The following is a 13,399-nucleotide window of genomic DNA, read 5'->3' on the forward strand; positions in this document are numbered from 1 at the left end:
ACTCCTAGTTATCCGCTACAACCACAGTGATGTGACTGCTACGCTTAAAGATACGATCCGCACGGCCTTTGGCACGTGGCTTGATACGTTTCATAGTTGGGCCTTCGTCAACGTAGATCTTAGCGACGCGCAGTTCATCAATGTCTGCACCTTCGTTATGTTCTGCGTTAGCGATTGCTGATTCCAGAACTTTCTTGATCAGCGTAGCGCTTTTCTTAGGGCTGTACGTTAAAAGCTCTAGTGCCTTTTCTACGTGCATACCGCGAACTTGATCCGCAACCAAGCGTGCTTTTTGAGCCGACGTGCGGGCAAAACGGTGTTTAGCTAATGCTTCCATCTTCCTACCCCTTAACGTTTAGCTTTCTTATCCGCGACATGGCCGCGGTAAGTACGCGTTGGCGCAAATTCGCCCAACTTGTGGCCGACCATTTCGTCACTTACGATGACAGGTACATGTTGGCGGCCGTTATGGACTGCAATGGTCAACCCAATCATATCTGGGATGATGATAGAACGACGTGACCAGGTTTTAATTGGTTTACGTTCGTTCTTTTCCACTGCAGCCTCTACCTTCTTCAGCAAGTGAAGGTCGATAAATGGACCTTTCTTGAGAGAACGTGGCATGGTGAATCCTCGCTATTATTTATTACGACGACGTACGATAAGCTTATCGGTACGCTTGTTGCTTCGGGTTTTCTTACCTTTAGTAGGAACACCCCAAGGAGTTACTGGGTGACGACCGCCAGAAGTACGACCTTCACCACCACCGTGTGGGTGGTCAACCGGGTTCATTACAACACCACGAACGGTTGGACGAACACCACGCCAGCGGCTTGCACCAGCTTTACCTAATGAACGAAGCATGTGCTCTGCGTTACCAACTTCACCAATGGTGGCGCGGCAATCAGATAATACTTTGCGCATTTCGCCTGAACGCAGACGTAAAGTAACGTAGTTACCGTCGCGAGCCAGGATCTGTGCGTTAGCACCAGCAGAACGTGCAATCTGTGCACCTTTGCCAGGCTTCATTTCAATCGCGTGTACAATGGTACCAACTGGCATGTTGCGCATAGGCATAGCGTTACCCGCTTTGATAGGCGCGTTGGTGCCAGATTGGATTGCGTCACCAGCCTGGATACCTTTAGGTGCCAGGATGTACTTACGCTCACCATCTGCATACAGTACTAAAGCAATGTTTGCAGAACGGTTAGGATCATATTCTAAACGCTCAACTTTCGCTGGGATGCCGTCTTTATTACGTTTAAAGTCAACTACGCGGTAGTGATGCTTGTGACCACCACCGATGTGACGTGTAGTAATACGACCATTGTTGTTACGGCCGCCAGATTTGTCATTCTTTTCCAGCAAAGGTGCGTAAGGCGCGCCTTTGTGCAGATCAGGATTAACAACCTTGATTACGTGACGACGACCGGCAGAAGTTGGCTTAGCTTTCATTAATGGCATTTCTAATCCCCTTCTTACTCAGCACCACCGACGAAGTCGATGTCCTGACCTTCTTTAAGCGCTACATACGCTTTTTTCCAGTCGCTGCGTTTACCGAAAGACATACCGTGACGCTTGGTTTTACCCTTAACGTTAACAGTACGAACCGAATCGACTTCAACCTCGAACAGTTTCTCAACTGCTGCTTTGATTTCAGCTTTGTTCGCGTCTTTAGCTACTTTAAATACAACTGTGTTACCCGCTTCAGCAGCCATAGTAGACTTTTCTGAAACGTGTGGTGCTTTAAGCACTTTTAGTAGACGTTCTTCTTTCATGCTAACGCCTCCTCAAGTTGTTTCACTGCATCAGCAGTGATAAGTACTTTTTCAAATGCAATCAGGCTGACCGGGTCGATACCAGCTACGTCACGTACGTCAACCTTGTACAGGTTACGCGCAGCAAGGAACAGGTTCTCTTCAACTTCCGGAGTAACGATTAATACATCGTTTAATTCCAGATCGTTCAGCTTAGCAACCAGAGCTTTAGTCTTAGGTGTGTCAACACCGAACTTCTCAACCACTACCAGACGGTCTTGGCGAACCAGTTCAGACAGAATGCTCTTAATCGCACCACGATACATTTTCTTGTTAACTTTTTGATCAAAGTCACGAGGCTTGGCAGCAAATGCACGGCCACCACCAACCCAGATTGGGCTGCGGATTGTACCGGCACGAGCACGACCAGTACCTTTTTGACGCCATGGCTTCTTACCACCACCACGTACTTCAGAACGTGTCTTTTGTGCTTTAGTACCCTGACGAGCACCATTGCCGTAAGCTACAACTACCTGGTGAACCAGGGCTTCGTTGAATTCACGTCCAAAGGTCGCTTCGGATACTTCAAGAGCGCTTTGCGCATCTTTCAATGTTAATTCCATCAGTTCAACTCCCAGACGTTACGCTTTAACAGCTGGCTTTACGACAACGTCGCCGCCAGTTGCGCCAGGTACGGCACCTTTAACCAGGATCAGGCTGTTTTCTACGTCAATGCGTACAACTTCCAAAGACTGAGTGGTGACTTGCTTGTTACCAAGCTGACCAGCCATTTTCTTGCCTTTGAATACTTTACCTGGTGATTGGTTTTGACCAATTGAACCAGGTGCACGGTGAGACAATGAGTTACCGTGAGTAGCGCGTTGAGCAGAAAAGTTCCAACGCTTGATAGCGCCAGCGAAACCTTTACCTTTAGACGTACCAGTTACGTCAATTTTCTTGGTGTCGTTGAAGATTTCAACAGTGATTTCACTGCCTACTTCGATGTCGCCACCTTCGTTATCTTCCAGGCGGAATTCCCAAAGACCACGGCCAGCTTCAACACCAGCTTTAGCAAAGTGACCTGCTGAAGCCTTGTTTACGCGGTTCGCTTTTTTGGTACCTGCAGTAACTTGCAGTGCGCGATAACCGTCAGTTTCATCAGTGCGTAACTGAGTAACACGGTTAGGGGTCGCTTCAATAACAGTCACAGGGATCGACGTACCATCTTCAGTGAAGATGCGAGTCATACCCACTTTACGACCGACTAGACCAATCGCCATTGTTATTACCCTCTCTTGTTAGCCCAGGCTGATTTGAACATCAACACCAGCAGCCAAGTCCAGACGCATCAGCGCGTCAACGGTCTTGTCAGTTGGTTCAATGATGTCTACCAAACGCTTATGAGTACGGATTTCATATTGATCACGCGCGTCTTTATTAACGTGCGGAGAAATCAGAACTGTATAGCGTTCTTTGCGAGTAGGCAGTGGAATTGGACCGCTGACCTGAGCACCAGTACGTTTCGCCGTTTCAACGATTTCAGCCGTAGACTGATCGATCAACTTGTGATCAAACGCTTTTAAACGAATACGAATTCTTTGATTTGGCATCGATTAAGCTCCAATCGAAAGAACAAAAAAATCATCTTCTCACTCCCTTTTATTCTTGGGACGAAAAGATGTGCGTATAAACCAGTGGTTCCCAATTGGAACCTTGTTCTTTGTTTCTAACACTCCCGCTACATCAATAAGACGTTGCTTTGGCGACCACCCTAAAAGCAGTGTGGCTGCGGCCGAAACCATGCCCTGGGTACATATGTACAGGGCAAGTGGGCGCGAATTATACAGAGTTACCGTGCTAATGCAACTGGTGATTGCATTTTTTGTACATTATTCGATCATCGCTGTGTTAAAGCTTATTGGCTACGTTTTGTCTCAGCAAATCCTGGGGTTCATAGTCACATTTTCACCTTTTCCATGAAGCCAGGAAAAACCGCCTCAGGTTCAGTAGCGATAGCGCTTTGTGAGTAGTACGATTTATTTGCGTTAATTAGCGCAATCGTTAAATTTTACTAGGATGTACATATGAAGGGATTAACTTTACAAGAAGCGAATGCTGTCTCAGATATCGCGATTACCACTGCATACGAGCCTGAGTAAAGCTAGAGGTTGCGTATGGATAATGTCAAAGAAATACTGATATCGCCTCAGCTAAGTACTTTAGCAATTAGCGTTGCGTTTTCAGCTTTCGTCAGCGCGGTTCTGTTTTGCTTATCGTTTGTCGAGAAGCTTCAATTGCTTCCTGTGTTTAGTATTATTACTGTTTTTTACCTACTGAGTCATTTAGTAGTGAAGTACAACAAGTAGCCGTCATTTAAGCAGGGTGCGTAGTATCGTCCTGCTAGTTACTTGAATATATGTATAGAGGTTTCTCACCTTAATGGACCAACTGGTCTTTACCACTGGCCTTCGCCTGGTACATCAGGTTATCCGCCCGTGCCAGGGTATGGGTAACAGACTCCTGGTCTTTGGCATCCACCAGCCCCATGGAAAAGGCCACTTTGATATCAGGATAAGCAGCGAGCGCTGCAGGTAATACCTTACATTCATCCATAAATTGCCTCAGGGCAACCGCAACTTCCTCGCAAGCGGTCGCCGGAAACACAAATAAGAACTCTTCTCCGCCTATCCGGCCAATAATGTCGGTATTGCGGAAATCGCGTTTTATGCGCTCGCCTACATGCCTGAGCACCTCATCTCCTACCTGATGGCCATAGGTATCATTGATATATTTAAAATCGTCCAGATCTGCAATGGCGACACTCAGCGGTTGATTCTGCCGGACGGCCAGCTTTTTCTCACGCTCGAGTAACAAAAAGGTCTGACGGCGGTTATACAGCCCCGTGAGCTCATCAGTTTGAGCCAGCTTTTCTAATTGTTGGTGCTGACGTTTTATGCTGAAGTACATAAACACTATGGCAAAAAACAGTACTACTAATACGGCAATAACTAACGCGACAATGGTTTGGTCCCGTTTATTAATAGCCAGTTCGGCAGTTTGCCGGGCATTGGTTTCTGCCAGCAAGCGGTTTTCATACTCTTTCTGGTCCAGCTCGAAGCCGGCGCGTAACTGTTGAAACCGCTCTTCATCGGTTTCTTGCCGGCGCTTTATTTCCTCTTGCCTGGCAGACTGTAGAGTTTGGTAAGCGGCAGCGTAATCACCCGAGTCGGCTAGTAATTTTGCTTTTAATGACAGAATAGTCGCCTTTTGCAGAATAATATCGTGCTCTGCCATCAGTGTTTCCAGCTGTTCAATTACCTCAAAGGCTTGCTCAAGCAACGCATTTCGCTCAAGCCATTTGGCTTTGATTAGCAGTGTACCCACCTGTAAATGGACATTATTACTTTGCCGGAAAGTGTCTATGGCCTCATCCAGCATAGGCATTAGCTGTGCAAGCTGTTCACTGCTGTGCTCCTCGTTGCTCGACAACAGCACATCAAACAGTGCCTGAGTTGTATATGCCTCCCCTTGTTTATCACCAATTTCTACAGATATGGCCATGCTTTCGTTGAAGTAATCAACCGCTTTATCAAGCTGATGAATTTTGCCGTAAGCGAGGCCCAGGCCATACAGGGAGTTTGACAGCTCAACCTGATTATCGGTTTGCCGATAATAGCGGGCCGATTCTTCAAAGTAGGGAATCGCCGAGCGCGATTTTTCCTGCGCTTCGTATACCAACGCTATAAAGGAAGCAATATGCGGAGCAACCGCATCCATTCCACTTTCCTGCTGTTGCTGAGCGAGTCGATACGCCTGGGTAAAATAGTCGAGCGCCTCTACCAGGTTTACGGTGGTCAGATTAATCGAGCCTAGTGCGATCAGTGCGTCTACCTGGATAGAAGGAAACTGGTTTTCTATCGCCCAGGCTAAGGCTTGTTGTGCATAGTCAATGCCCGGAGTGGGGTCGGCCATGGTGTCATAAGCCCTGGCCACCTTTATGTTGCAAACCTGTACCAGCTCTGAATCTTCGGTTTTACGCGCCAGTAACAAGGCTTTCTTTGCAGCCGCCAGCGCCTCATCACCCAGAAATAAGGCGTAATACGCATCACTAAGAATATAATGGAACTGGGCTTGTTCATGCACCGAAAGAGATGCATTCTTCAGCCTGTTCTCAATGGTACTGATGACGTCAGTGGGATGGTGATTGATTTCATCAAGCAGTGTCGCTTTGTCTTCAGGCCAGTCGATACCGCTGGCATTGGTGCTGACTATGAAAAACGTCAGCGCAGCCAATACACTCAGCAGTAACTTGCTCGGGAAAACGAAACACTCAAACTTCAAACTGTCTCAACCTCGCTGGCCGGCTATTTCGCCAGCATAAATAGTTTACGTATTGAGCATGGCACAATGCCCGGTTGCGTCAACTGGTTCCTGATGAATAAGTTAACAATGTTAGTTATCCACGTAGGTCGTCATCTCTTCGCGGATCTGATCGCGCATTGCCATCAGTTTTAATGCCGAGTCACGCTGGCGCTTGTCCTGCTCGGTTTGGGGGACCCAGTCAGGTACAGATGAAGGCTTCCCGTTCTCATCCATGGCTACCATCACAGCAATACAATGTGTACAGAGTTCCCGTTCGCTGCTTTTCGGATCGCCAGCACGCACCAGAATACGAATATGCATTGAGCTTTTGCCGGTATAAATCACCTTGGCTTCCACTTCCACGATATTGCCTACCAGAATAGGCTTAACAAAGTGCATGCCGCCAACGTACGCTGTAATACAGTATTTCCCGCTCCAGCCGGCAGCACACCCATAGGCACTTAAGTCGATCCATTTCATTACCGCACCGCCGTGCACTTTACCACCGAAGTTGACATCCGCAGGCTCTGCCAGAAAGCGCAACGTTAATGAACGCTCAGTACCGGGCATAAGTTCTTCTCTTTATTTAATTTTCACCAATTCATAAAACTACTGTAGTTTAGTAAGTAAAACAATCAGGCGACGATATTTATGGAAGAACTGCGTTATCCTACCCGGCTGATGCTACTTATTGCCCTGCTACAGGGGCTCGCTCTAATGCTATTACATCAGTCCATCGACTTTGAGTTCTGGCCGGCCACGGCGCCGCAGTGGCTATTTGCCACTTATGCTCTGGTCATTATCGGGCCTGGCATGTATCTGTTGGGGGTTAACAACCGCAATAAGGTCAGGCTGGTTACCTACATCGCCCCTTTTGCCGCGCTTTGTGCGCTGCTTGCCTTTTACACCGGTGGCCAGGCAATCCCTTCTTCGCCTTCACGCCTCGACACCCTGCTCGCCCCCATGACATTTACTCTGGCTTTACTGACCTTTAAAGCGCTGATGTATATGCAGGTAAAAACGGCCGATGAGCCTTTCGTTTATCCTCAGTTGTTTCACTATTCGTGGCGCAACCTGCTTACGCTGGGTCTGGCACTGGCGTTTACTCTGGTTACCTGGGGGGTACTGATGCTGTGGGCCGGGCTTTTCTCGGTTATCAATATCGATTTTTTTGGCGAACTGTTTGAACAAAAGTGGTTTTATTACCCGGCGCTCAATCTTGCTCTGGCACTGGGCGTCATTCTTATCCGCCGGCTCAGCGTTATCGTCGATACCATTAAACAGTTGCAGCAGGCGCTGTTGAAATACCTTCTTGTATTACTGGTGTTTGTCTCTGTGATCTTCCTGCTCGCTTTACCGTTTACCGGTTTATCGCCGCTATGGGAAGAAGGCCCGGGCAGTTATCTCATCCTGTGGATGCAGGCCTGCCTGCTGTTTGCGCTGAACAGCGTATATCAGGGTGATGCAGATGAACGCCCCTACTCACCTTTTGTACACCGGTTTATCTATCTCGGCATACTCTTGTTGCCAGTTTATAGCGGGCTGGTATTTTATGGCCTGTCCCTAAGGGTGGAGCAGTATGGCTGGTCAGTAAGTCGTTACTGGGGGATGATAGTATGGATGTTTCTGGCGCTTTTTTCCCTTGGCTATGTAACTTGTATAGCACGCTACAGAGATGACTGGATTGCCGGTCTCGGCCGCATTAATGTCGCGATGGGCTGGCTACTGATGCTGGTGATGGTATTGGTAAACAGCCCTTTTGCAGACTTACGAAAATTAACAGCTGATAGCCAGTTGGCCCGTATCGAATCCGGACAAACCGATCTGCAGGACATAGACATACCGTATTTTGCCAATCAGCTTGCTTTGCCTGGTTACCTTGCCATTGAACATCTAAAGCAAACCTATGGCGACAGTCACCCGACACTGGAACTAAGACTTTCCCGAGCCTATCAGGAAGCTGCGATAGAACCGGAACAAGACAAGCTGATGGTGATCAACAGTATCGAATGCCTCAACGACTGCGACATGCCCTCAGATCTCGCCGATGTCATCTACGACAGCCTAACTAAAAGTAACTACCTGTTGCGCCAGGCTGAACATATCTACCTGCTGGCGGTCGACCCTGATGGCGATAACCAAACCGACTACCTGCTAATGCTGGAAACTAACTACCTGGTAGACGCCACCCTGTATATACGCAGAAACAGTAATTGGTATCCGATAGATATAGAAGATTTGGGCCCGACCGGTAAAAATAAAACGATGACTCTACGCGAGCATCTTCAGACACTGGAGGTAAATTACAGGCAACCGCAGTACCGCATTATGCAAATCGGTGATTTTCACTTTAACGTGACGCTGAAAGAACAACTAAAATCATCACCTGAGCAGGGGCAGTAAACAGCCCGACATGCACCGACTTTTACCACCTGCACCTTTTGCAGTATTGCCGCATTAGGTCAGAGGGTATAAGTTGATATATATTAATACTATACTTCGTCACAGTCGGATATGTTTCCTGCCCTGTGAGTAACAGCTTACTAATTTGTAGTAGAATATGTCAGAGATAAATGAAAACCAGTTGGTGTTCGATAAAATCAACACAGTGCTTGAGAAAAAGCCGACGTTGTTAGATGCCTATAAAGAGCTAGAACCCCTTGTACTCGGTTTATTTGATGCCCAACGCATGAGTATCTTTCAGCGGCGTCGCCAGCACCAGGATTTGGTTGCCCGGTTTAAAACCGGTAAAGAAACAATGGAAATCAAGGTGCCAATCAGCCCTTTGTCGATTGCCGGTTATGTTGCCTTGTCGCAACGCCCCTTAATTATCTCAGACCCTTATGATCAGGAAGAACTTGCCGCCATTCATCCGCGCCTGCGCTTTGCCGACCGGTTTGATAAAAGCAGCGACTTCAGAACCCGTAATATTTTGTGTGTACCTATTCTGAACGCCGGCGTTATCATGGGCGTTTTCCAGATTATCAATAAAAACAACGGGCCGTTCACCAACCGTGATATGGAGCTAGCGCAACAACTCAACGATATTCTGGGCACCAAATTTCGATTTGAGCTTGGTGGCACGCAAAACCCCTTTGATCTGCTACTGCATGAAAACCTGCTCAGTGAGAAAGCTCTCACGGACCTTCAGGAAACCAGCAGCGATATCCGTCAGATGGTACAACGGTTAATGTCGGAATACCGCATTAACGAAGGCAAGCTCGGCACCTCGTTGTCGATTCACTACCAGGTGCCATACATCGGCTTTGACCCGGAAAAATACCACGCGTTTCAGAGTGAAAGTCGGCTTAATACCTCTTACCTCAAACGTAATTTCGTGGCCGTAATTGCCGACGCACATGATAAACCCATTGTGCTGATGGCTGAGCCGAATAATGCGTCACTACTGATGGAAATTGAAAGTGCGCTGGGTATCGACAGCTACGACATCGCAGTAGGCCTTCCTAACCATATTCTGCAATACCTCGGTGACTCAGCGGGCAGCGGTGCCCCTGGTGAAATGAGTGAGATCCTTGATGAAATCGGCACTTCGGCCGAGGAGTCTGAGGAAGGCGTTGATGAGCTTTCTGACGACGCGCCTGCGGTGGTACGTCTGGTAAGCCGTATCCTGCACGACGCAAAGCGACTCAATGCCTCGGATATTCATATCGACCCGGAAAAGAGCGGCCCAACCAGGGTACGCATGCGGATCGACGGGGTCTGCCGCGATATCAACCAGGTTCCGGCTTCACACCATAGTGCGGTGATTGCGCGGATAAAGATTATGTCTAACCTGAACATCGCCGAAAAGCGCGTACCTCAGGATGGCAAACTGGCTTTCAGAATGAGCGGCCAGTTAGTGGAAGTGCGGGTTGCTACCATTCCAACCGTTGCCGGCGAAGGCGTGGTGATGCGAATCCTGGCATCTGGCGGTGCCATGCCCATGGGTAAAATGAATGTTGCGCCAGGTAATATGACCCGGCTTGAGGAAATGATCAAAAAGCCTCACGGTATCTTATTGGTAGTAGGACCTACTGGTTCCGGTAAAACCACTACCCTGCACGCCATCCTCGGCTACCTGAATACACCGGAAAAGAAAATCTGGACTGCAGAGGATCCGGTAGAAATTACCCAGCCTGGCTTACAACAGGTACAGGTAAGCCCGAAAATCGGCTTCACCTTTGCTAATGCACTCCGGGCATTTTTGCGGGCCGATCCGGACATTATCCTGATTGGTGAGATGCGGGATAAAGAAACCGCGCACGCGGGTATTGAAGCCTCATTAACCGGTCACCTGGTTTTATCCACTCTGCATACCAACTCCGCCCCGGAAACTATTACCCGTTTACTCGATTTAGGCCTCGACCCGGTCAACTTTTCCGACGCGTGTGTGGGCATACTTGCTCAGCGCTTAATCAGAACCTTATGCAGCAGCTGTAAGGAAAAGCACCCTGTGTCAGATACCGATATGGCCTTTATCAGACGGCAGTACGGCGAAGAGTACATCGATGAACTCAACCTGCCTGATAATCTTGAAATCTACCGTGCCAAGGGCTGTGACGACTGCGGCGATACCGGCTATCGCGGCCGGACTGGAGTGCATGAATTGCTGGGCATGACCCCAGCGCTGCGCTCGCTGGTTTATAAAGAGGCATCGGTTGCCGAGATGAAGGCCCAGGCCATGCAGGATGGTATGCGAACCCTTATCCAGGATGCTATCTACAAGGTAATAAAAGGCGATACAGACCTCGCTCAGGTACAAATTGTCGGAGGCGACTAGTCGCGCCTCCCGGCATTAATCGGAATAAATACCCTCATAACCTTTTTTTCATTCACAGCGGGCAAGAGTGCGCGTAAAGTAATCAACAGTGTAATGCCCATGGCATTAAATGGATGAATAGTCGAACTTTTAGTATCAGGTTGTTGAACTGTGAAGCAGGGTATAGGGCGTTATAAATTAGTTTTTATCAGTGTGCTGCTGATGATGTTATTCTCATCGCCCGGCTACGCCGACTGTCAGGTTATTGCTCCGCAAGCACAAACTTTACAGCAACCGCTGGATATCAGCCTTGGGTTAAATGACATCCAGTTTAAATGCCGTCTGGCGGAAGCCAGGGTATTGAGCTTCCCTTTAGACGCACTGCAAAAGCCGTCAGTTTATACTGGTCAGGATGTTATTATCACGCCTTTGGCCAGTGCCAGAGCGGCTTACCTGTTACCTGAAGGCGTATATCAGTTTACCCTGACTGCCGAATCAGACCATATCAGCAAAGTCAGTATGTCGCTTCGCGATCTCGGCACCTTTCAACGCGATAACAACCTGCACATTTTAACCATCAGCGCCTTTGGCGGATTTTGTATTGCGCTGTGTATTTATGTGGGAATACTTGGTCGTAGCCTGCGCAATGCCGGCTTTTACGCGTACAGCGGGTATATTCTCAGTGCCGGCTTTTTCTTTGTGCTACAGGAAGGAATACTGCGCATAGTGTTCCCGGCGGTGCACTGGTTGCACAGCCACCAGATTAAAGCCATTTTCGCCGGGGCAACCGTTTACACTGCTCTGCGCTTCATCACTTTGTTGCTTGATCTGCGTCTTATCCTCAAGCGATGGGAATACCTGATAATTCTTTACAGCGGCATCGTTGTGCTGGGACTGGGTGTTATAGCCGCACTGCCCATCGCCCCTTTACACGCTATTGCCAACCAGTTAATGGGGCTGGTAACCCTGGTAGGTATGGTTGCTGTCACACTGGCTACAGCCTACGCTTTGTTACGTAAAATACATGGCGCCGGTTGGGTGCTTATCGCCTTGCTGGTGCTGCTGGCTGCCATGGTATTCAGAGTGTATTTGCCTGATGTTAACGAGTTTCTGCACCGGTACGCATTAATTGTAGCGGTTACCGTTGAAGCCCTGTTATTGGCTATTGCCGCTTCGGAGCGTGTAAAACGCCTGCAGTCAGATAAGATGCAGGCATATCTTGCAGCTTCAAGCGACCCGCTCTGCCCGGTATTGAATCGCCGCGGCTGGGAAGAGTCAGCACAAAAAATGATGACCCGCCATGGAAAAGAGGGTGGCGTGTTGTTACTGCTGTTTATCGATTTAGATGACTTTAAACAGATCAACGACACCTACGGCCACCGGGTTGGTGATCAGGCCTTAGTCATTCTGGCTAAAATTCTTAACAGTCAGTCGCGGGCACAGGATATTGTTGGCCGGCTCGGCGGCGACGAGTTTGTGGTGATGAGCCATTGTCACAGTCGCAATGTTGCCGAACGGGTGAAAAAACGTATCGCTCAGCGCCTGGAAGATCTGATCATCAAAATCGATGAGCAGCATATCCCGCTATCGGCCAGTGTGGGTGCGCAAATTATTGATACTCCGAACAATGACCTGTCGTTATTACTCCACGCTGCCGACATGCTGATGTACGAACAAAAGCATGCCGCAGTTAGCCTGTAGCCGGTTTAGTTAATATTACCGGGAGATTAGTCAACCAGCTTGATCTTACCAAACACGGAAGCGTCGATATAACCAAGGTTGCGATCGCCATTTACCGGCTCAACTTCGTGGGAACCCACAAAATGCTCACGCTCTTCACTGCCGTCATTGTCGCAATAGGCCAGCATAAAACCCAGCACCTGCTCTGCTGACAGACTCAAAGGCGGCACCGGTTTATTATGATGAAAAGTGTCCGGATACACTCTGAAACTGACTTCCCAGGTTATTTGATAGGGTGACGTATCTTCACGGGTCCAGCGACTGGTGGCATGCTCATTGAGTAAAACAAATTCCTGACCGCCATTGCTTGTTGGGCCAATATCCACAACGTTACCATCAAGGGCAATGTGGTACGCAAAAGCATTGTAAGATTTTAGATGATTGCCGCCCGAGGCATCGGCATCAATAAAGATTTCAAGACAGTCATCATCCCAATAAGCCAGGAGCGGGTTAGGGTGAGTATCGATCAATACATCGTCGATAATTTCTACCTGCAGATACAACTGATCTTCGTCCCAAAGCATTTTAAACCGGCCACTAAAGTCTGCCGGGATAGGCATCGTGCCTACCATGAGGTGCTTAAGGGGGTGCCATTTTGCGTTATCCCAGGCTGCTTCATCGGCTTTACCGTCGATAACAACCGGCGAACTGGCTTTAGCCACTTCAGTAGGTGCTGCAAACACCTGGCCCGCGGCAATCAGACTTAACCATCCGGCCAGCATGATCTTATTAAGCTTCATCATGATAAGTCGCCTGTATTTTCGTTGTAATAAAAACACGT

Annotated in this window: 13 protein-coding genes; 3 read left to right on the forward strand and 10 right to left on the reverse strand. The window is 48.5% G+C overall.

Features of this window, described 5'->3' with window-relative positions:
- Positions 1-4: 4 nt before the first annotated feature.
- The 9 genes from rplV to D9T21_RS13680 form a co-directional block, all read right to left on the reverse strand.
- Positions 5-337, reverse strand: a complete 333-nt coding sequence (rplV, locus tag D9T21_RS13640) for a 50S ribosomal protein L22 (protein ID WP_070177559.1) — start codon at positions 335-337, stop codon at positions 5-7.
- An 11-nt stretch (positions 338-348) separates the two neighbouring features.
- The gene (gene rpsS / locus D9T21_RS13645) at positions 349-624 is read right to left on the reverse strand and encodes a 30S ribosomal protein S19 (RefSeq protein WP_070177558.1); all 276 of its coding nucleotides are present in this window, start codon (positions 622-624) and stop codon (positions 349-351) included.
- 15 nt (positions 625-639) lie between these two features.
- Positions 640-1,464 (reverse strand): 50S ribosomal protein L2, encoded by an 825-nt coding sequence (gene rplB / locus D9T21_RS13650; protein WP_123325525.1) that lies wholly within the window; start codon positions 1,462-1,464, stop codon positions 640-642.
- Between the two features lie 14 nt (positions 1,465-1,478).
- Entirely contained in the window at positions 1,479-1,778 is a 300-nt protein-coding gene (gene rplW, locus D9T21_RS13655) for a 50S ribosomal protein L23 (protein ID WP_105935536.1), read from the reverse strand.
- Complete coding sequence (rplD, locus tag D9T21_RS13660) at positions 1,775-2,380, reverse strand: 50S ribosomal protein L4 (protein WP_123325526.1); 606 nt, start codon at positions 2,378-2,380, stop codon at positions 1,775-1,777. Before rplD ends, rplW begins: the two co-directional genes overlap by 4 nt.
- An 18-nt stretch (positions 2,381-2,398) precedes the next feature.
- Positions 2,399-3,037 (reverse strand): 50S ribosomal protein L3, encoded by a 639-nt coding sequence (gene rplC, locus D9T21_RS13665; RefSeq protein ID WP_123325527.1) that lies wholly within the window; start codon positions 3,035-3,037, stop codon positions 2,399-2,401.
- 18 nt (positions 3,038-3,055) lie between these two features.
- Positions 3,056-3,367 carry a 30S ribosomal protein S10 gene (gene rpsJ / locus D9T21_RS13670; protein WP_010179497.1) on the reverse strand — a complete coding sequence of 104 codons (312 nt, stop codon included), beginning with the start codon at positions 3,365-3,367 and terminating at the stop codon, positions 3,056-3,058.
- An 826-nt stretch (positions 3,368-4,193) separates the two neighbouring features.
- Complete coding sequence (locus D9T21_RS13675; protein ID WP_123325528.1) at positions 4,194-6,098, reverse strand: tetratricopeptide repeat-containing diguanylate cyclase; 1,905 nt, start codon at positions 6,096-6,098, stop codon at positions 4,194-4,196.
- Positions 6,099-6,209: 111 nt separating this feature from the next.
- Entirely contained in the window at positions 6,210-6,689 is a 480-nt protein-coding gene (locus D9T21_RS13680) for an acyl-CoA thioesterase (RefSeq protein ID WP_105935531.1), read from the reverse strand.
- A gap of 81 nt (positions 6,690-6,770) precedes the next feature.
- On the opposite strand from D9T21_RS13680, the gene D9T21_RS13685 reads away from it, so the two are divergent.
- The 3 genes from D9T21_RS13685 (at position 6,771) to D9T21_RS13695 (ending at position 12,579) form a co-directional block, all read left to right on the forward strand.
- Positions 6,771-8,522 carry a DUF4153 domain-containing protein gene (locus D9T21_RS13685; RefSeq protein ID WP_123325529.1) on the forward strand — a complete coding sequence of 584 codons (1,752 nt, stop codon included), beginning with the start codon at positions 6,771-6,773 and terminating at the stop codon, positions 8,520-8,522.
- A gap of 157 nt (positions 8,523-8,679) precedes the next feature.
- Positions 8,680-10,899: a GspE/PulE family protein gene (locus tag D9T21_RS13690; protein WP_123325530.1), complete on the forward strand. Its 2,220-nt coding sequence runs from the start codon at positions 8,680-8,682 to the stop codon at positions 10,897-10,899.
- 150 nt (positions 10,900-11,049) lie between these two features.
- Positions 11,050-12,579 carry a GGDEF domain-containing protein gene (locus D9T21_RS13695; RefSeq protein WP_123325531.1) on the forward strand — a complete coding sequence of 510 codons (1,530 nt, stop codon included), beginning with the start codon at positions 11,050-11,052 and terminating at the stop codon, positions 12,577-12,579.
- Between the two features lie 26 nt (positions 12,580-12,605).
- Here D9T21_RS13695 and D9T21_RS13700 read toward each other — a convergent pair whose 3' ends face one another.
- The gene (locus D9T21_RS13700) at positions 12,606-13,358 is read right to left on the reverse strand and encodes a sugar-binding protein (RefSeq protein WP_123325575.1); all 753 of its coding nucleotides are present in this window, start codon (positions 13,356-13,358) and stop codon (positions 12,606-12,608) included.
- Positions 13,359-13,399 lie beyond the last annotated feature (41 nt).

It is taken from the genome of Marisediminitalea oceani (assembly GCF_003731635.1).
In the GTDB taxonomy this organism is placed as follows: Bacteria; Pseudomonadota; Gammaproteobacteria; order Enterobacterales; family Alteromonadaceae; genus Alteromonas; species Alteromonas oceani.